Origin of the sequence: Chloracidobacterium sp. N (assembly GCF_018304765.1) — a bacterium.
Taxonomy (GTDB): domain Bacteria; phylum Acidobacteriota; class Blastocatellia; order Chloracidobacteriales; family Chloracidobacteriaceae; genus Chloracidobacterium; species Chloracidobacterium aggregatum.
The window spans coordinates 1101627-1120229 of sequence record NZ_CP072642.1 but is presented as its reverse complement, the minus strand read 5'-3'; the positions used below and the strand labels follow the sequence as shown (position 1 = coordinate 1120229).

At 62.5% G+C, this 18603-nt stretch carries 14 protein-coding genes and 1 tRNA gene; 10 read left to right on the top strand and 5 right to left on the bottom strand.

Features of this window, described 5'->3' with window-relative positions; genetic code table 11:
- Nucleotides 1-19: 19 nt before the first annotated feature.
- Nucleotides 20-997, bottom strand: a complete 978-nt coding sequence (locus tag J8C05_RS04660; RefSeq protein WP_246840748.1) for a DNA-methyltransferase — start codon at nt 995-997, stop codon at nt 20-22.
- Between the two features lie 237 nt (nt 998-1234).
- Here J8C05_RS04660 and J8C05_RS04655 point away from each other — a divergent pair, with 237 nt between their 5' ends.
- From J8C05_RS04655 to J8C05_RS04625, 7 genes are all read left to right on the top strand, one after another.
- Nucleotides 1235-1921: an esterase/lipase family protein gene (locus J8C05_RS04655; protein ID WP_211423012.1), complete on the top strand. Its 687-nt coding sequence runs from the start codon at nt 1235-1237 to the stop codon at nt 1919-1921.
- 113 nt (nt 1922-2034) lie between these two features.
- On the top strand, nt 2035-5631 hold the full coding sequence (locus J8C05_RS04650) for a two-component regulator propeller domain-containing protein (protein ID WP_211423011.1): 3597 nt from the start codon (nt 2035-2037) through the stop codon (nt 5629-5631).
- Between the two features lie 91 nt (nt 5632-5722).
- Nucleotides 5723-5799: transfer RNA gene (locus tag J8C05_RS04645), tRNA-Pro, on the top strand.
- Between the two features lie 101 nt (nt 5800-5900).
- Complete coding sequence (surE, locus tag J8C05_RS04640; RefSeq protein WP_211423010.1) at nt 5901-6656, top strand: 5'/3'-nucleotidase SurE; 756 nt, start codon at nt 5901-5903, stop codon at nt 6654-6656.
- Between the two features lie 9 nt (nt 6657-6665).
- Nucleotides 6666-7433: a lysophospholipid acyltransferase family protein gene (locus J8C05_RS04635; protein ID WP_211423009.1), complete on the top strand. Its 768-nt coding sequence runs from the start codon at nt 6666-6668 to the stop codon at nt 7431-7433.
- Nucleotides 7434-7483: 50 nt separating this feature from the next.
- Nucleotides 7484-8440, top strand: coding sequence for a GTPase Era (gene era, locus J8C05_RS04630; RefSeq protein ID WP_211423008.1), 957 nt, complete (start codon nt 7484-7486; stop codon nt 8438-8440).
- Between the two features lie 108 nt (nt 8441-8548).
- The gene (locus J8C05_RS04625) at nt 8549-9448 is read left to right on the top strand and encodes a 50S ribosomal protein L11 methyltransferase (RefSeq protein WP_211423007.1); all 900 of its coding nucleotides are present in this window, start codon (nt 8549-8551) and stop codon (nt 9446-9448) included.
- A gap of 75 nt (nt 9449-9523) precedes the next feature.
- On the opposite strand, the gene ccsA is transcribed toward J8C05_RS04625, so the two are convergent.
- Complete coding sequence (gene ccsA / locus J8C05_RS15695; RefSeq protein ID WP_343316652.1) at nt 9524-11155, bottom strand: cytochrome c biogenesis protein CcsA; 1632 nt, start codon at nt 11153-11155, stop codon at nt 9524-9526.
- A 314-nt stretch (nt 11156-11469) separates the two neighbouring features.
- Here ccsA and rfbB point away from each other — a divergent pair, with 314 nt between their 5' ends.
- Nucleotides 11470-12477, top strand: a complete 1008-nt coding sequence (gene rfbB / locus J8C05_RS04615) for a dTDP-glucose 4,6-dehydratase (RefSeq protein WP_211423006.1) — start codon at nt 11470-11472, stop codon at nt 12475-12477.
- A gap of 41 nt (nt 12478-12518) precedes the next feature.
- Here rfbB and J8C05_RS04610 read toward each other — a convergent pair whose 3' ends face one another.
- From J8C05_RS04610 to J8C05_RS04600, 3 genes are read right to left on the bottom strand one after another with little or no spacing between them, the layout of a single operon-like run.
- The gene (locus J8C05_RS04610) at nt 12519-13613 is read right to left on the bottom strand and encodes an HlyD family secretion protein (protein ID WP_211423005.1); all 1095 of its coding nucleotides are present in this window, start codon (nt 13611-13613) and stop codon (nt 12519-12521) included.
- A 9-nt stretch (nt 13614-13622) separates the two neighbouring features.
- Nucleotides 13623-14375 (bottom strand): ABC transporter ATP-binding protein, encoded by a 753-nt coding sequence (locus J8C05_RS04605; protein ID WP_211423004.1) that lies wholly within the window; start codon nt 14373-14375, stop codon nt 13623-13625.
- Nucleotides 14376-14389: 14 nt separating this feature from the next.
- Complete coding sequence (locus J8C05_RS04600) at nt 14390-15517, bottom strand: ABC transporter permease (RefSeq protein WP_211423003.1); 1128 nt, start codon at nt 15515-15517, stop codon at nt 14390-14392.
- 271 nt (nt 15518-15788) lie between these two features.
- On the opposite strand from J8C05_RS04600, the gene J8C05_RS04595 reads away from it, so the two are divergent.
- Nucleotides 15789-16700 (top strand): haloalkane dehalogenase, encoded by a 912-nt coding sequence (locus J8C05_RS04595; RefSeq protein WP_211423002.1) that lies wholly within the window; start codon nt 15789-15791, stop codon nt 16698-16700.
- Between the two features lie 137 nt (nt 16701-16837).
- Nucleotides 16838-18589, top strand: coding sequence for a putative photosynthetic complex assembly protein PuhE (gene puhE / locus J8C05_RS04590; RefSeq protein ID WP_211423001.1), 1752 nt, complete (start codon nt 16838-16840; stop codon nt 18587-18589).
- Nucleotides 18590-18603 lie beyond the last annotated feature (14 nt).

Below are 18603 nucleotides of genomic sequence, written 5' to 3'. Positions count from 1 at the left end.
GCAACAACCCGTTTCCCGGTCAAGCCGTTTTTCGCCGGCGCATGGCTGGCGTGGCTGAAGTTTCCGTCAGCGTCGGGCCTGACCGCGCAATCATGGGCGCCAACCGCTGGTCAAAAGCAATCGGAGCCGCCTCGATGGCGGCGGCTGACGCAGGAATGGCGTAGTACGCTTGCAGATAGGGCCAGTCGCAATCCCGAATCGTCACCAGAGCACCACGTACCTGACTGACCCAGACTTCCCCAATCCGTGACGTGGCCTGGGTCTGGGACAACCGTTCGCGGGCTACGGCGACATAGCCGGCGTCAATCTCAATCCCCAGATAGCGCCGCCCCAGCTTTTTGGCGGCAACCAGCGTCGTGCCCGTGCCGGCAAAGGGATCAACGACGACATCTCCGGCGTCGGTCGTCATCAGCAGCAGCCGTTCGAGCAGGGTTTCCGGCAGTTGGCAGGGATGCGAGTCACGGCGTGAGGCATGCTTGACACGGTGGAGGTCACTCCAGACATCCGAAACGAGCGGCCCGAAAGGATGCAACCCGTGTTTTTTCCCGCCATAGTCCCGGTGCAGGACACCACACTTGCGACAGCGCCGGTGCGGGTGGCGGATTTCATAAAACTTCTGCTGCCGTTTGTCCCGTGCATAAAACAGAATGCCGTAGTGACGCGGCATGAGCGTCTTTCCCAACGGCATCCCCAGCGCCTCCCAGGCAATCCAGTGGCGGAAGTCAGCTCTTTCGTTGAGAAAGGCGGCGTAGTGAGTCAACCACCGGGGAATGTTATGAACCACGATGCTCCCCGTTGGTTTGGTGATGCGGAGCAGTTCCTGCAACCACCGCCGACACCAGTCGAGATATTCGTCACTGCTCCGCTGGTCATCATAGCTCCGGTATTTTTTGGACAGATTGAAAGGCGGGTCGGCAAAGGTCAGGTCAGCCATTTCCGACGGCAGTTGGCGCAACACGGCCAGGCAATCGCCGTGCACGACGGTATCGAGGGTCACGACACACACTACCTCCAGCGGAAGTTCCCCTGGAAACCCCTGGCTCGAAACCCTGGTTTAGTCCCTGGAAAGTCAGGCCCTCGAAATCAGGCCCTGGAAAACAAGACCGCCAAACCTGGCAGGCAGCCCACAAATGGGCAAAAGCGGCGGCCACAGCGTGTGTATGCGCTATATTCAACAACAGTCCGGGGAAACGCAACCCGGAACGTCACCCGCCAGCCCGTTCCCAACACAACCATGCCTTCCCCCATTGTCATCGTTGCCGGTCACTTCCTTGAATGGCGGGCTTATCTTCCCCTTGCCAACCGTCTGCGGGCCGAACCCTTCAACCGGCAGGTGTGGATTGCTCCCATCGAGCCGTACCACTGGTGGCAGTCCTCCGGGGCCAACTTCCGCCCGGTCATTGACGTGATCGCGCAGTGCATTGAAACCGTCGCTGAACAGACCGGTGCGCCGGTCACGGTCATCGGCCACAGCGCCGGCGGGCGGCTGACACGGAAGTTTCTCGGCGAGGATGACTACTGCGGACGCCATTACGCCGGCCATCGCTTCGTCACCACGCTGGTCTGCCTTGGCACGCCGCACCACAGCTCGGCCCCGGCCAGTTCGGTCTCGACCCGCTGGGCCAATGAGCACTATCCCGGCGCGTTTTTTGCTCCGAAAATCCGCTATGTGAGCGTGATCAGCCGGTACATCCGGGGCAACCGTGAAGGAACGCTGGCTGAACGGACAGCCTATGCCCTGTATGAAAGCCTGCTGGGTGCGCCGGGGGATGTCTGGGGCGATGGCATCGTGCCGGAACCCTGCATGGCGCTGGAAGGTTCGGAAGTCATCCGGCTTGAAGGCGTGTATCACCTGCCCGTTCCGCTGCTGACATGGTACGATGACCCAAAAATTCTGCCCCGCTGGGCCATGAACATCTAAACGGTGAAGCCATCACTCACATCTGGTGGGCAGTGTCCCTGTTCTCACGTCCCCCGGCATATAACAGCCTGTCCCACAAAGCCTGAACAGCCGGCCGACGGCTTCCCGATGACATGTCCCGATTAAGTGCGCATCTGTTCGGAATCGGTATCTGGGTGTGCCTGTGGTGGGCGCTCGGAATGGCCTCCGAGGGCCGTTCACTGCGTGACTACACGCTGGATGCCTGGCGGGATGAACTGCCACAGGCCGCCGTTCTGGCGCTGGCGCAGGACCGCCAGGGCTACCTGTGGATTGGCACCTACGAAGGTCTGGTGCGCTTCGATGGCGTCCGCTTCGCCACTTTTGACAAGCGCACCACGCCCGCCTTCCGCAACCATAACATCCGGTGCATCTTTGAGGACCGCGACGGCACGCTGTGGATTGGGACGTTTGGCGGCGGCGTCGTGCGCTACCGGGATGGCGTTTTTGAACCCCTGACCACGGAACAGGGACTGGCCAGTGACTTCGTGCTGGACATTGCCCAAACCCCGGATGGTGCGCTCTGGTTCGCTACCAGCCGTGGGCTGACCCGCTGGCATCAAGGCCAGTGGCAAACACTGACGACCAAGGATGGACTCCCCCTCGACAGCCTCCAGCAGCTTGCCCTGGCCCCCGACGGAACGCTCTGGATTGGCACGTACGGGCGTGGCCTGTCGGCCTTTCGGAACGGCGTCTTTCACAATCATTCCCTCAACGGCGGCAAACCGAACGACATCGTTTTTGCCCTGCACGTTGCGCGGGATGGAACGGTGTGGGCCGGGACGAACCAGCAGGGGCTGCTGCACCTCGATGCCGAAGGACATGTGCTTGCCCAGTATGCACGCCAAACGGGTTTTCCCGATGATGCCGTTCATGCCCTGTATGAAGATACCGACGGCGCGCTCTGGATCGGCATCGAAAATGGCGGACTGGGGCGCTTCTCGCAGGGACAATGGGACTGGCGCACCCCCAAAGATGGGCTTCTGCACCGGTTCGTACGGGCCATCTGCCGCGACCACGAAGGGAGTTGCTGGGTCGGCACGAATGGCGGTCTCAACCGCCTGCGTGAAGCCAGGATCGTCAACCTGAGCACGTACCATGGGCTGACCGATGCGAATGTGCGCGTCGTCCTGGAGGACAGCCAGGGCCGGCTCTGGGTCGGTCTCGATGAAGCTGGCATTGACTGCCTCGAAAAAGGACAGTGGAAGCACTACGGGCTGGAAACCGGCATGAAAACCCTGGGCGTCCGGTCCATCACCGAAGACACCCAAGGGCGTATCTGGTTCGGACTCAACCAGGGAGGCATTCTCTGTTTCACCAATGGACGGTGGCGCTCCATCACAACGGCCGACGGCCTCACCAACGACAACGTCTATGCCGTCTGTGCCGCACAGGATGGAACGCTCTGGGTCGGAACGGTCGGCGGCGGGATCAATGTTCTGCGGGAGGGGCAAGTCATCCGCACCATTGACGCCCAGAGTGAAAACATCACCGGTGGCAACATTCGCGTCATCGCGCAACTGCGCGACAACGCGATGTGGATTGGCACCAACGGGCGCGGTCTGATTCGCGTCCAGGGTGAGGACATCACCCGTTTCACCGTCAAGGAAGGGCTCCCCAGCAATCTGGTTTTTGCCCTTCATGAAGCTGCCGATGGCACACTGTGGATTGGCACCGGCGGCGGACTGGCCTGGTACCGCGAGGGACGTTTTGGGACGATCACTCACAAAGACGGACTCTTCGACGACACCGTGTTTGCCATCCTTCCCGATGCCGCCGACAACTTCTGGATGAGCTGCAACCGTGGCATCTTCCGTCTCGACCGGCGGGAACGCGAAGCCTTTTTGTCCGGCGCACAATCCCAGGTCAACTGCACAACGTTTGATCTCAGCGACGGTATGGGGGCCAACCAGTGCAACGGCACGTCCCAACCCTGCGCCATGCGGTTGCGGGACGGACGGCTGGCCTTTGCCACAATCGGCGGACTTGCCCTGCTGGCTCCCGAACGGCTGCCGTTCAACGCCCAGCCGCCGGCCGTCGTCATCGAAAGTGTCATCACGGAACGACAAACCTTTTTGGCGCCGACCCAGGTGGTCATCGAACCCGGCACCGGGAAATTCGAGATTCACTACACGGCGCTCAGCTTTCTGGCGCCCCAACGGATGCGCTTCCGCTTTCGGCTCGAAGGCTTTGACGAAAGCTGGGTGGAAGCGGCGACGCGCCGTACGGCCTACTACACCAACCTCCCGCCGGGGACGTACCGGTTCCATGTCACGGCCTGCAACAACGACGGCGTGTGGAACGAGTCCGGCACAACAGCGACCCTCGTGGTCAAGCCGTTCTTTTACCAGACCCTCTGGGCCCGTGGGCTGGGGCTGCTGGTGCTCAGTCTGCTGGTTCTGGGTGGATTTCGCTGGCGCAACCTGGCGCTCCAGCGCCGGGCGGCTGCACTGGAGCGACAGGTTGCTGTCCGTACGGCGCAGCTCAACGAAAAGAATGCGGCGCTGGAACGCGCACTCCAGGAAATTCAGGCGGCCCAGCAGGAAGCCAACCTCAAAAACCGGGAACTGGGCCGCAAAAATGAGGCGTTGCTGGAGCTACACCGCCAGGCCAACGCGATTTTCACCGCCCTGACGGATGTCCTGCCGGGAACGGTCATCGCCGGCAAGTACCGACTGGTGAAAAAGATTGGCGGGGGCGGGTTTGGCGTCGTCTATCAGGCGGAACAAGTTGCTCTGCAACGCCCGGTGGCTGTCAAGATTTTTCGTCCCAGCGGCAAAAACGCCACGACAGCCAGTGTCGAGCGTTTCCGGCGCGAAGGCATTTCGGCCTGCCGCATCAATCACCCAAATGCGGTCAGTGTGATTGACTTCGGCGTGTCGGAGGATGGCATTGCCTATCTGGCCATGGAACTGCTCCAGGGCGTTTCCCTGGCCACGGAACTGAAACTCTGCGGGGCGCTCCCGGTTGAACGGAGCATCGCCATCATGCTGCCGGTGTGTGACGTGCTGGCCACGGCGCATGAGGCCGGGGTCATTCACCGCGACATCAAACCGGACAACATCTTTCTGCACCAGACACCGGAGGGTGAAGTCGTCAAGGTCGTGGATTTCGGCATTGCCAAGTTGTTGGAGCCGGACGCCGACGACCCGCTGGCCGGGATCACCGAAACCGGCGGCGTCGTGGGAACGCCCATCTACATGTCGCCAGAGCGGCTCGATGATCGTCCCTACGATGGGCGCTCGGATGTCTATAGCGCCGGAGTCGTGCTGTACGAGATGCTCACCGGGCGGGTGCCCTTCCCATCCACTGGCAAAGGCACGTTGGGCGTCATCATCGGACACCTCAGGCAGCCCCCGCCGCCGCTGGAAGGTATCCCGGCAAAAGTGGCCGACGTGGTTCTGCAGGCGCTGGCCAAGTCACCTGACGAACGTCCGACGGCGCGCGAGTTTGGCAATCGTCTCGCGGCGGCGGCCGGGATGCAACCTTACCGGGGTGTCACGGCCACGACCGGGCGGGTGTCTTTCCCTTCCCGTACCAACACGGCCGAAAAAGAGGAGATGATGCAGGAAGCATCGCAAGACACATTGCTGGAGCGATCGCCAACCCAATTGCTGGTGCGGTCGCCGACTGACGCCAGCACCAGCCCTGACACGCAACCACTCCACAAAAAGTTGATTTTGCCGGAGTGAAAGAACCAAGCCAACCAAGGACAGTGAAGGCGTGACAAGCGGCGTCGCTTGTGATTGAATGGCGGCTTGTCGCTGATGGCGGCACGCCTGACGGGATGTGGCGCAGCCTGGTAGCGCGCACGCTTGGGGTGCGTGAGGTCGCTGGTTCAAATCCAGTCATCCCGACCACGTTTCACACGGCGAGACGGGACTTCCCGCCTCGCCGTTTTGCTTTGTCACAGTGCCAAACACACTTGGCACAGTTACCGAGTTGCGCTATTGACTACGCCATGCCACTCATTTTGGTCACGAATGACGACAGCATCTATGCCTCCGGGCTGCGCGCGCTGGTTGAGCAGCTTCAGCCCCTGGGCGAAGTCATGGTCGTTGCCCCGGCCAGCGAACACAGCGGTTGCTCCCGCTCGGTGACGCTGGGGCGCCCACTCCGCATTCGCAAACAGCGCGAGCGGGACGGATGGTATGCCGTGGAAGGCACGCCGACGGACTGCATCGTGCTGGCGCTGCACTGGCTTCTGAAGGGCCAGCCCCGCCCGGACATCGTCGTTTCCGGCATCAATCGCGGCGCCAATCTGGGTGACAGTGTCACCTATTCCGGCACTGTGGCTGGGGCGCTCGAAGGTGCAGTCAATGGCATCCCAAGCCTTGCTTTCTCGCTCGTTTCGCGGACAGAGTTTGATTACACCCACGCAGCGCCCTTTGCTGCCCGCCTGACCCGCAAAGTCCTGCAGGCCGGCCTTCCCAAACACACCCTGCTGAATGTCAACATTCCGCCAGGGCCGATTCGCGGCTACCGGTTCACGCGGACCGGAACCAAGCTGCTTTGTACCAACATCGAGGAACGGTTTGACCCACGCGGACGGCCCTACTACTGGATTGGTACGGAAGCCGACGGACGCGACGAAGCGCCGGACGTGGACTACACGGCCATTGCCGAAGGGTTGGTGGCGATCACCCCCCTGCGCAATGACCTCACCGACCGCAGCGCCCTGGCACACCTCAAGAGCTGGGAAACCGAAAACCTCTGAAGGAAAAGTATGAAGATCATCACCGGGTTACGCCTGGCAGCAACCCTTCTTCTGGCGGCACTGATTCTGCTCGTTCCGGCCTGGATTGCCCTTCCCTTCCGGCAACCCATGCGGACGCGCATCATGACGTACCCGTTCAAGTTCTTTTCCTACCTGCTGCGGTGGGTTTTCGGGGTGCGGCTGACGGCCGAAGGCCACGAGCACACCCGTGGGCCGCTGACGCGCAATCACCTGTTCATCAGCAACCACCTGAGTCTGGCCGATACGCCACTGCTGCTCTCGCTGAGTCCCTATCCCTTCATCGGCAAAAAGGAAGTGCTGCGCGTTCCCATCATTGCCTTTGCCGGCAACATTGGCGGCAACCTGCTGTTCGACCGGGCCGACCCGGAAGACCGCAAGCGCGTCCAGCGCGACGCCATCCGGCGTATCCGCGAAGTCAGCTCGATTTACCTGTTTCCCGAAGGCACCCGCAGCAAAACCGGCGAACCCAAGCCCGAACCGCACTGGGGCCTCATCTGGACGGCCTGGCAGGAAAACATCGCTGTCGTCCCGATTGCCATTTTCGGCTCGGAAAAAATTATTGAACAGCTCACGACGCGGGTCTGGATCAAGTACGGCCAACCGCTGCTGCCCACCGATTTTCCGACGAAAGAACAATTTGCCACGGCCTGCTGGCAGCGGGTACGGGTGATGTTCGATGAACTGAAAGCCGCGGCGGAAAGTCTCGTGCCGGGCAGTATCACCCGACCGGCCTCGGAATCAGGCCCCTCGCAGTAACGTTTCTCCAGCAGTCCGCATTCTGCGGCGACGACAGCACCTTGAATTCCATGGAGCACGAAGTTTCCAATGCCCCGCTGATACCTGCCACGGAGTCTGCACCGGAGTCTCCGGCTTCGCCTGCCCTCCGCAGCGGCTTCGTCGCCTTCATCGGGCGCCCCAATGCCGGCAAATCCACGCTCATCAACTACCTGGTTGGAGAGAAAATCGCGGCGGTCTCCGACAAGCCCCAGACGACCCGCACCCGTATCCTGGGCATCGTCACGCGCCCGGAAGGGCAAATCGTGTTTGTGGATACGCCCGGCGTCCACAAGCCGGGCTACCGGCTCAACAAACGGATGATGCAGGCTGTCCTTGACGCGCTGGCGACGGTGGACATCGTCGTGCTTCTGCGCGATGCCTCCGTCTCCACGGGCAACGGCGACCGGTTTGTGCTCAACCTTGTCAAACAGTCGGGACGCCCGGCGCTGCTGGCGCTCAACAAGATTGACCGGCTCGGCGACAAAAGCAGGCTGCTGACGCTGATTGACTTCTATCGCCACGAACACGATTTTCTGGATTACATTCCCATCTCGGCGCTCACGGGCGAAGGAACAGACGTTTTCCTGCACCGCCTGCTGGACCATCTCCCCGTCGCGCCGCCGCCCTTTGCCGAAGACGATCTGACGGATCAGACCGAGCGCACCCTCGTCGCGGAATTTCTGCGCGAACAACTGCTCCGGCAGCTTTCCGACGAACTGCCTTTCGTCGTGGCGGTGGCTGTCGAAAAGTGGGAGGAGCGGGAAGACGGCAGCCTTCACCTGGCCTGTGTCATCCTTGTGGAACGGCAGTCACAACGCGCCATTGTCCTGGGGCGCGGCGGCCTGCGCCTGCGGGATATGGCCGCCGCCGCCCGCACCGAAATCGAGACCATGCTGGGCCGCCACGTTTTTCTCGAAATCTTCGTCAAGGTCGAGCCACACTGGCGCAACAACGAACGCCGCCTCGACGAGCTGGGGATTCGCTAGGCTGCCTGCGCCAGGATGTGCGGCTGACCGTGTTGTGGTCGGTTCCGGCTTCCCGTGGGCAACCGGCGTTTTCTCCGGGGCGTCACTGGCCCCTTACCGGATTCGAGTATGGACTTCCATATCGTTCACGTCACCGTCCCGGCCCACACCGCTGAAGCCATTGGCGAGACCTTCTGGCAGGCTGGCGCCCAGGGTCTCGAAACCGTCGCCGAGACGGACACCAGCACCACCCTGCGCGCCTACTTCCCGGAAGCCCCGGCGGCCGAAAACCTGCTGGCGGCGCTCGAACACACACTGGCGGCATTTGACGACCACGAAGGGCATCTCCGGGATTTCGCCATCGAGCGCCGTCCGCATGAAGACTGGCTGGTGAAGTGGAAAGCCGACTGGAGGGTTCAGCCTGTTGGACAACGGTGGCTCATCGTTCCACCCTGGCAACGCGCTGAAGCCGCAGCCAATCCCGAATGGCAGGGCCGCCTGCCTCTTGTCATTGAACCCGGCATGGCCTTTGGCACCGGCACGCACGCCACGACCCGGGCCTGTCTGACGCTGCTTGAACAGCTCCCCACAACACCGGAGCGGTTGCTCGATGTGGGCACCGGGACCGGCATTCTGGCTATTGCAGCGGCAAAGCGGTTTCCCGACGCGGTGTGCAGCGCCTGCGATACCGACCCCGATGCCGTCGCCATTGCGGCGGTCAATGCCCAGGACAACGGCGTTGGCGGGCGCCTTCAGACGCACGTCGGGAGCGTCACCGCCTACCCGGACGGCTATTTCGACCTGGTGCTGGCCAATCTGACCGCCGAAGTCATCACGGCGCTGGCATCGGATTTGGCGCGTGTTCTGCGTCCGCAGGGGCACCTCATCGCGGCCGGCATTCTCAGCGAGCGCCAGGCCGGCGTAGCGGCAGCCCTGACGGCCGCCGGGCTTGACCTGCGGCAGACGCAGACCGACGGCGAATGGTGGGCCGCTCTGGCCCAGCGCCGCCCTGGTGACACGCCAGCATAACGCGCCCAAGGCAGCCTGCCCGAAGTGGACGGACGGCCGCTTTGGGCTGCTGTGCGAAGAACTGACCGGTTGGGCTTAGTCCACGCCGGCGTAGGAATGCAGCCCTGGCAACAGGAAACTCACGCCCAGGTAGGTGAACAGCACGAAGATAAAGCCCAGAACGGCAAAGTAAGCCGACGTGCGTCCCTTCCACCCGTGCACGATCCGCGTGTGGAGATACCCCGCATAGGCCAGCCAGGTCACAAGCGCCCAGGTTTCCTTCGGGTCCCAGCTCCAGTACGTCCCCCACGACTCATTCGCCCAGACCGCACCCGTCACCAGCATCATCAGCAGCAGCGGAAAAGCAACCGAAACCGTCTTGTAGGTCAGATCGTCGAGCGTATCGAGATTCGGCAGTTTTTCGAGCATCGCCGCGCCGCGCCAGGCAAACAGGACGACAAAAACCGTACAGGCAATGAGGGTGAGAATGGTCGCCAGCTCGACCGGATTCGAGTTGAAGCTGATTTCCAGGGCACTGGCATTCTGGTTCAGCCAGCGCGCGCCTTCCGCCTGAAGCTGCTGTGGGGCGAGCGTCGCCGGGTCAATGTCGGAACGCTTCGCCAGCCAGGCCCCAAACGCCTGATGCTGCCCCGGATGAATGGCCGCGTTGATGTCCATCGGCGACTTCATCCGGTAGAAAATGGCGCCAAAGATGAGTACCTGCACGATGAGCGCCGCCACCATGAGGCGATTGCCCCACTGCCGCGCCAGTTGGTCATTGCGGAAGAAATAGACCGCCAGCGCGATGCCGGCGGCGGCATACACCAGCCAGCCAAGCTGCATGAGCGTGCCCACACCGGGCAGTGTCGCCCGCAGCGCGCCGCCGCCGGACAGGTTGAGACCGCTGCCCATCCAGCGGACACCCAACCCGTACGTGCCGGTCGTCAGCACCTTGAAGTCGCCAATCGTGGCGTAGGTGACAAGCCCGAAGATTGCCACGCACAACGCCGTGCTTTCGACCCGCACTCCATCCTTGAGCAGATACAGCAGCGCGATACCAAAGCTGACGAGACAGACGCCATAGCTGATGGCCGCAATGCTGACGTGAATCGGACGCCAGTAGCTGCGCAAAATGGGCTGCAACGTGGTCACTTCGCTGCCCAGAAAGACGACGAGCGTCAGCGTCAGCGCCGCCAGCGGCATCGTCATGGCGCCGATGAAACGGTATTTGTCCTGCGTGGTCAGGATGAGACTGGAAAGTACCGCAAAGCCCGTAAAAGCCAGGCCGATGTCGTAGAGGTTGTTGAGCGGATAGGTGTGCGTAATCTTTTCCATCAGCGGCAGCGTGTGCCAGATGGCCTGCATCGCCGGCTTGGTCTTCTCAAACTCGATGTACTCAATCCACCGGATGCCCCACGCGGCAAGGTTCATGACGTAGCCAAAGGCCATCGTGCCGATGCCAATGCGCTGAAGCAGCGACTCGCGTCCCAGCATCCACATGACGAAGGCCGCTGTCGCCCCCAGGTAGGCAAGCAGCGCCAACACCGTGAGATTCCCTTCCCTGAGCACGGTCGGGGCCGTCCCGGAGGCGCGCACCAGAACCAAAGCGGTAGCCGCCAGAATGGGAACGACAAACAGCAGACTGCGCGGCCAGGTTGATGCCCTGGCTTCCGGCGATGAGGGCGAAGAAGTCAGGGACGACTCCAGTTTGAGTGCATCAGTTGACATTGCGAATCCTCGGTGGGTGAAACATACGCAGGCTTTGCCGTCGGGGGGAGCGGGCGCAGGGCAACCAACAGGTACCGGACGGACAGCGCCACGCGGCGGTCGTGGCTAAACGTGTGAAACTATACCGAGCGCCGGCCGGAGGGGCAACACGTGGCGGCCCCCTTTTCCTTCTCTTACTTCATGCCTGGCACGGACACCACCCCTGCCGGCGGCCCGGACGGCCGCGCGCGGACTTGTCCGCCTTTGGCCGCAAAACTGTGCACCCAACTGGGTGCGTGCTATATCCTCCGCAAATCTGTTCACGAGGCACTTCCATGGCGCTTTTCATCACCGGCGGCGCCGGTTTCATCGGTTCGGCTTTCATTCGGACGTGGATCGAACGCTATCCGGCTGAAACCGTCATCAACTTTGACAAACTGACCTATGCCGGCAACCTCGACAACGTGGCCGAAGCCGCACGCCACCCAACCTACCGCTTCATCCACGGTGACATCTGCGACGCCGAAGCCTTGCGCGCCGCCATTCCCGACGGATGCGACGCCATTGTTCACTTCGCGGCGGAATCCCACGTGGACCGCAGCATTCTGAGCGCCCGTGAGTTCATCCTGACCAACGTTCTGGGAACGCAGGTGCTGCTCGATGTGGCGCGGGAAAAGGGCGTCCGGCGCTTCCTGCACATTTCCACGGATGAAGTGGGCGGCAGCCTTCCCGAAGGACGGTTTTTCCGCGAGGATGACCCACTCGTGCCGAGCAGCCCCTACGCAGCCAGCAAAGCCGCCGCCGAGCACCTTGTGCGCGCGGCCGCCCACACGTTCGGTCTCGATGCCGTCATCACCCGTACGAGCAACAACTACGGCCCCTATCAGTTTCCCGAAAAGCTTATTCCGCTGGCGCTGACCAATGCTTTGGAAAACCGTCCGATTCCGGTTTATGGCGACGGCCAGCAGGTACGTGACTGGATTCACGTGGACGACAACTGTGCGGCGCTGCGGGTCGTTCTTGAAAAAGGTCAACCCGGCGCAACCTACCACATCGGCGGGCGCTCTCCGCTCCCCAACCGGACGGTGCTGCTGACCCTGCTGGACCTGCTTGGAAAGCCGGCTTCCCTGCTGACCGAAGTCGCCGACCGCCTGGGGCACGACCGGCGCTATGCTGTGGACTGTTCCCGGATCGAACGCGAGCTGGGCTGGCGGCCGCAGATTCCCTTTGTGGAAGGGCTGGCGCAAACCATTGCCTGGTATCGGGAACACCCGACCTGGGTGGCGCGTGCGCGCAGCGGTGAGTATCGCCAGTACTACGCCCGGATGTATGGCGCGCTCTGACGGCGTGCCGGCTTCATTCGGCGGCCCCAGCGGGACCCGGCTTACTCGGCATCAATGAAGACATCCATCTGCTGCCCGACATAGACCGGAAAGGCCGGCGGCCTGAAACGGTAAATCACTTGGAGCACCCGTACATCCACCCGTTCGGCATTGTCCCCCGTCAGGCTGCGCTTCGGCAGGATGTAGGGATCAATGCGCACGAACTCCAAATCCACGGTTTTCGTGGCGTCGCCCTTGAGGCTGGCCGTGGCCTTGAGGTTGGGCTTGATCCGCGAGGCGTTGATTTCATCCACATCCACACGCAGTTGCAGGTAGTCCGTATTGCCGAGCAGCACGGGCGGGGTGGCAGGCGTCATGGGCAAGGTCTCACCCACGCGGACATTGACCTGAAGCACTTTTCCATCCTGGGGGGCCACGACGGTCAGACGCGACAGGTTCACCGTGAGTTCGGTGCGCTGGGCGCGCAGCACGGCCACCTGGGCTTCGGCCTCGTGCAGCCGGGCTTCGGCGCTCCGCACCTGGGCTTCGGCCTGTGCAATCTGCGCCTGCGCCTGAGTGACCTGCGCCCGGGCCTGGGACACCCGCGCCTGGGCGGCATCCCTGGCCGCGCGACTTGAAATGAGCACCCGTTCGGCAATGTCGCCGGCGGCATAAAGTTTTTCGTTGCGGGCAACAATCTGCTCGGCATCCACCAACTGTGCTTCGACGGCGGCGAGATTGGCACGGGCGCTGTCCAGGTTGGACTGGGCAACGCGGACGGCTTCTTGTCCATTGGACAGGTCAGCCTTGGCCGTGGCGACAGCGGCCTCGGCGCGGGCAATGTTGGCCTCCGCGGCCGCCACCCGGGCGCGCTGCTCCCGGTCATCAATCTGGTAGAGCCGGTCGCCAGCACGCACCACGTCGTTTTCTTTGACAAACACCGCCGTGACCAGTCCCGGAAGCGGCGGCGCAACGCTGACGTTGCGCGTGGCGGCTTCGACAATCCCGGCTCCGGCAATACGGCGGTCAAAGCGGCTTTCGGCCGGTGGGGAAACGGGCGGAGCCGCTATCGGCTGCCGCGCCGTGGCAATGACCCACCAGATGGCAAAGCTCAAACCGATAATCGGCAACACCACGGACAAAACTTTCTTGATCACGGCTGTATCTCACTTGATGTGGTCAGGGTTGTCATGCACATCCACAATGCGCCCATCGAGCATTTCGGCAATGCGGTCGCCGTAGGGAAAAATGCGGTTGTCGTGCGTGACGACCACAATGGCCCGGTCGGCGCTCAGGGCCACCTTGCGGAACATCTCCATCACCATCTGTCCCGTTGCGCCGTCGAGCGCCGCCGTCGGCTCATCGCAGACAACCAGCCGTGGCTCGGCCACGAGCGCCCGCGCAATGGCCACCCGCTGCTGCTGTCCGCCGGAAAGCTGGGTTGGGAAGTGATCCAGACGATTTCCCAAGCCCACGAGGTCCAGGTAGTGCTCGGCGCGGCCCAGCGCCTCCCGGTAGGGACGCCCGTTGATGATGAGCGGTACGGCGACATTTTCCGTCGCGGTCAAGGTCGGAATGAGGTTGAACTGCTGGAAAATGAACCCGATGGTCTGCTGCCGGAAACGGGTTTTCTGGGACTGCGACAGCCGATCCACCCGTGTACCGAACACATCCACCACACCGTCATCGGTATCCAGAATGCCGGCCATCACCGACAAAAGTGTGGTTTTCCCGCAGCCCGACGGCCCGACCAGCAGCAGCAGTTCGCCACGTCGGATGTCGAGGCTGATGTCCTTGAGCACCGACAGGTACGTGTTGCCGACCCCGAAGCTCTTGTTGACATGCTGAAGGGAAACGGCCGGGGCCATGATTGTTGTCGGTTGTTCACCTGCGGCGGCGATCGCCGTTGCTTTTGCCATAACCTATCCTCGACCTATCCTCGGAAAACGACCGCCGGTTCAAGCCGCAACACCCGCTGGATGCTGAGCAGACTGGACAGCACGCAGATCAGCATCGTGGCGGCAAAGGAAATAATGAGAAGCTGATAGGGGGTGTAAAAGGCCAGTTTGCCCGCGCCGCGCCCGCCCAGATAGCCGACGAGCGAACCACCGCCCGCGCCAATGCCGTAGCCAATCAGCCCGACGATGATGCTTTGCAGGACGATCATCCCGACCAGCGTCCCGCTCCCGGCGCCCATGGCTTTGAGCGCCCCGAAATACTTTTCGTTTTGCAGTGCGAAGGCGTAGAAAGTCTGTCCGATGACGGCCATCCCGACCAGAAACACGAGCACGACGGAAATGCCGATGTTGACCGGAATACCGGTGTTGCGCATGTAGTAGTTCATCGTCAACCACCGCATGCCATCTTCGTCGTAGGCCGCCAGCCCGGTCGTGCGCTGGATGTTTTCCAGCACCTGCTGAGTGGTGTACCCCTCTTTCGGCGCCGCCAGAATGTAGTTCATCAGCTTGCGCTCACGCGGCACGTACTGCACGGCTCGCTCGAACGTCGTGTAGAGGTACGGGTTGGAAAGAAAATCGCGTGGCACGTCGGCAATGCCGACCACCCGCGCCCGGCGGTCATTGATTTCAAAGGTGTCGCCAATTTTGGGACTGCCCAGCCGCTCCATTTCGGCGCGTCCGACAATGACAGCATCCGGCGCGTTGAGGTCTTCGATGTTTCCTTCAAGCAAACGTGGCGGCCGCCCGACGAGTGTCGCACTGTCAATACCGACGAGGCGTACGGCCTGGAACTTGCCGTTCGGCAGCCGTACCTGGGCCTGGCGGATGAACAGCGGCACCGCCCATTTGACGCCTTCCACACTCCGCACCCGCAGCAGGTCGGTATCCAGCAGCCCTTTGAACTCATCCACGACCTGCAGGTTGCGGTCCACCACCCAGATGGGCGCGCCGATGGCTTCCACCGGCTTGGCTGTCCGCCCAATCAGACCGCAGAAGACCGATCCCTGCTGAACGAACAGAAAGACGACCACCGAGACCCCGCCCACGAGGGTGAAATACTTGGCGCGGTCGCCCATCAGCATTTTCAGACCAATCCGCCACATGACGTTTGTTCTCCACTTGGTGAGAAAGCACACAGAATTCAAACAACTGTTTGAATCGCTTGTACAAGTTATGGAGTCCCCCGCAGCGTGTCAAGCCAGACCCGGCAGAGGCGGCCGCCCCTTCCATAAGCCCCAAGGCCGCCGGAACGTTCCGCCGACCTGCGCCCGGCGCTCCGCAGCCGGCTTGACATTACAGTTTGCACACCATAGGCCGCGGTTGCGGTCTGATGCCGTCTTGCCGGTCACACTCCACACCGTAAGGTACAGCGCCATGTCTGCTGCCTCCGTATTGCGTACCCCCGACGAACGCTTCGCCGACCTGCCGGACTTTCCCTTTGCGCCGCACTACATCGAACTCGACGGTCTGCGGATGCACTATCTGGATGAGGGCCCGCGCGACGCCACCGAAACGGTTTTGCTGCTCCATGGCGAACCGTCGTGGTGCTATCTCTACCGAAAGATGATTCCGGTCATTGTGGCGGCCGGTTACCGCGCGGTAGCGCCTGATCTCATCGGGTTTGGGCGCTCGGACAAGCTGCTCCACCGGGAGGACTACAGCTACCGGTTTCACGTCGCCATGATGACGCGCTTTGTTGAGGCGCTCGATCTGCACCGGGTCACGCTCTTTGGCCAGGACTGGGGCGGACTCATCGGGCTGCGCGTGGCCGTTGCCCTGGAGGAACGCTTTGCCCGGATCGTCGTTGGCAATACGGGCCTGCCAACCGGCGATCATCCCCTGCCGGAAGCCTTTTTCCGCTGGCGGGACTACTCCCAGACCACGCCGGTTTTTCACGCCGGCGGCATCGTCAAAGGGGCCTGTGTGACGGAACTCGCCCCGGAAGTCATCGCGGCCTACGATGCGCCATTCCCCGATGAACGCTACCTGGCCGGCGCACGTGCTTTCCCTATGCTGGTGCCCACCACGCCCGACGACCCGGAAGCCCCAGCCAACCGCCAGGCATGGCAACGCCTTCAGCAGTGGGAAAAACCGTTTCTGACGGCGTTCAGCGACAGCGATCCGGTGACAAAGGGCGGTGACGCCGTGTTTCAGAAGCTCGTGCCCGGCGCGCGCCACCAGCCGCACACGACCATCCGGGGCGCGGGACACTTCCTGCAGGAAGACAAAGGCGAAGAACTCGCCCAGGTCATTGTCCGGTTCATCGCCGGAACGCCGCCGGCCTAGCCGGTCAACGGCGCCGGCAGCGGGGCAGCCGGTTCTGCACAAGGGTTTTCATTGCGGCTTGTGCCAGGGGCAAAGTAGGTTGGTGACAGGTTTTGGCGCTTGCGCCCGACGAACCTGATGCGCCCCCGGTCGTGTTCATGGCTTTCACCCTGCTGCAATCTCCCTGGCTGTTCTGGCTCGGACTCTCCCTGTTTGCCGTCGCCGTCTGGTGGGCGGCCACGGTCATCATCATTTTTGCCTGCGGGCGTCGCAGTTGGCGGCGGGCGGTCATCGTGCTGTCATCCCTAGTGTCCGTCGCAGCCTTGGCCGGGATGCCTGCCATCAGCCACATGACGACACCACTGGGCGCGGCGCTGGGATTTCTGGCCGGGATTGTCGCCTGGGGATGGTTTGAGACGAGTTACTACACCGGCTATGTCGTCGGCATGGAAGTGCCGCCGTGTCCGCCACAGTGCGGTGGCTGGCGGCACTTCATCCATGGCGTCAAAGCCAATCTCTACCACGAGCTTTCGATTTTTGTCGGCTTTGCACTCGTCTGGTGGGCCACACCCGGGCCGAACCAGGTTGCGCTGTGGACGTTCACCATTCACTGGTGGATGCACCAGTCGGCCAAGCTCAACGTGTTTTTTGGCGTCCGCAACCTCAATGAGGAATACCTGCCGGAGCACCTGCGCCGGATGACGCAGTTTTTCTCCAAACGCCCCATCAACTGGTTTTTCCCCTTCTCGGTCACGATTTCGACCGCCTGGGCGCACTGGCTGTTTTACCGCGCCCTGCAGGCGCCCGATGCGTTTACAGCCACGGCCTACGGGCTGGCGAGTGTCCTGATGGCGCTGGCGATTCTGGAGCACTGGTGGCTCATCCTGCCGCAGCCGGTTGGCGTCTGGGCGTGGGGCTTGCTGTCGCGCCGCGCGCCGGAAGTCAAACCCACTGTGGATGTCATCGGCGGTTTTCTTGGCTCCGGCAAAACGACACTTTTGCGCCACCTGCTGCCGCAACTTGGCGACAAGACCGTGGTGCTCGTCAACGAGTTTGCCGATGTCGGACTGGATGGCGCACGCCTGCGCGAGGGCAGCACCGAAGACGCCCCCGTGGTCGAACTCGCCGGTGGCTGCCTGTGCTGCACGCTGTCGCGCAATGTCGCGGCCACGCTTTCGCGCATCATCCGGGAGCATGCGCCGGAACGCATCCTCATTGAACCCTCTGGCGCGGCCGCCCTGAGTGACCTGCTGGGAACGCTCCACCAGCCGGGCTGCCGGGAACTGCTCGGCCCGATTCGCGTCGTGGCGGTTGTGGACGGCAAACAGTGGCTGCTGGCTGACCGTGCCGTACAGATGGCCATTGCCGCCTACGTTGAAGCGGCAGCCACGGTCGTCATCAACAAGTGCGACAGTCTTTCACAGGTGGAACTGGCCCGGCTCCAGCAGCGCCTTGCCGGTTGCAACCCTGCAGCCAAGGTCATCTACACGAGCTTTGGGCGGCTTGATCTCCGCGACCTCAGCGACACGCAGGATGACGCCTGCCTGGGCGAAACCCTTGCCCCACGCCTGGCCTTCCGGCAAATCTCGGAAACGTTCTCGGCCGTCTTTGACGCGGCCGGATTACAGCAGGTGTTCGAGGCAATGACGGCCGGAGATTTTGGCGACATCTCCCGCGCCAAAGGCGTGTTCAAAACCACCGGCGGCTGGCTGCGGCTGGAATACGCCGGGCAGGCGATGAGCCTCAACCCCTGCGCTGCCGCATCGGAAAGCTCGCTGGTGGTCATCGGACGCGAACCCAGTTCCAACCTGCTGGCGGCGGTTCGTCAGACAATCATTGCGCCGACGGCTGCTTCGGCTCCGGCTGTTGTTTCACCCGCCGAAGCCCACTACCTCACCACGGCGAGCTAGACGCACGGTACGTG

What these genes read in the sequence shown, in the direction of transcription:
- J8C05_RS04655 (WP_211423012.1), top strand. Translation starts at nt 1,235, where the DNA reads ATGCCTTCCCCCATTGTCATCGTTGCCGGTCACTTCCTTGAATGGCGG.
- J8C05_RS04650 (WP_211423011.1), top strand. Translation starts at nt 2,035, where the DNA reads ATGTCCCGATTAAGTGCGCATCTGTTCGGAATCGGTATCTGGGTGTGC.
- surE (WP_211423010.1), top strand. Translation starts at nt 5,901, where the DNA reads ATGCCACTCATTTTGGTCACGAATGACGACAGCATCTATGCCTCCGGG.
- J8C05_RS04635 (WP_211423009.1), top strand. Translation starts at nt 6,666, where the DNA reads ATGAAGATCATCACCGGGTTACGCCTGGCAGCAACCCTTCTTCTGGCG.
- era (WP_211423008.1), top strand. Translation starts at nt 7,484, where the DNA reads ATGGAGCACGAAGTTTCCAATGCCCCGCTGATACCTGCCACGGAGTCT.
- J8C05_RS04625 (WP_211423007.1), top strand. Translation starts at nt 8,549, where the DNA reads ATGGACTTCCATATCGTTCACGTCACCGTCCCGGCCCACACCGCTGAA.
- ccsA (WP_343316652.1), bottom strand. Translation starts at nt 11,155, where the DNA reads ATGTCAACTGATGCACTCAAACTGGAGTCGTCCCTGACTTCTTCGCCC.
- rfbB (WP_211423006.1), top strand. Translation starts at nt 11,470, where the DNA reads ATGGCGCTTTTCATCACCGGCGGCGCCGGTTTCATCGGTTCGGCTTTC.
- J8C05_RS04605 (WP_211423004.1), bottom strand. Translation starts at nt 14,375, where the DNA reads ATGGCAAAAGCAACGGCGATCGCCGCCGCAGGTGAACAACCGACAACA.
- J8C05_RS04600 (WP_211423003.1), bottom strand. Translation starts at nt 15,517, where the DNA reads ATGTGGCGGATTGGTCTGAAAATGCTGATGGGCGACCGCGCCAAGTAT.
- J8C05_RS04595 (WP_211423002.1), top strand. Translation starts at nt 15,789, where the DNA reads ATGTCTGCTGCCTCCGTATTGCGTACCCCCGACGAACGCTTCGCCGAC.
- puhE (WP_211423001.1), top strand. Translation starts at nt 16,838, where the DNA reads ATGGCTTTCACCCTGCTGCAATCTCCCTGGCTGTTCTGGCTCGGACTC.